The organism is Microbacterium sp. A20, assembly GCF_004794515.1.
Classification (GTDB): Bacteria; Actinomycetota; Actinomycetes; order Actinomycetales; family Microbacteriaceae; genus Microbacterium.
In genome coordinates, this window is record NZ_SSDF01000047.1 from 1 (window position 1) to 301 (window position 301).

Below are 301 nucleotides of genomic sequence, written 5' to 3' on the forward strand. Positions count from 1 at the left end.
GGACACCGCCGGACTCCTTTTAGACAAAATGGCCACCCATCGATGGGTGGCCATTTTGCGTTTACACGAAAAGAACAGGGAGCATCATGCCAGAAGAGGAAGAGCGCCGTCCGCGTCGCAACGACGACAGCGGATCGCGCGGCAATCGCGCTTCTGGCGGACGCCCTGGGAACAGCCGTGACGGCTCGGCCCCGCGCCGTGAAGGTGGCGGGTACAGCCGTGATGGTGGTGCTCCGCGTCGTGAGGGTGGCGGCTACAACCGTGACGGCGCAGCTCCGCGTCGCGAGGGTGGCGGCTACAA

General features: G+C 65.1%; 1 pseudogene. It reads left to right on the forward strand.

Annotated elements, in window-relative coordinates:
* Positions 1-86 precede the first annotated feature (86 nt).
* Positions 87-301 (forward strand): annotated as a pseudogene (locus DW298_RS19470) (hypothetical protein); the annotation flags it as partial.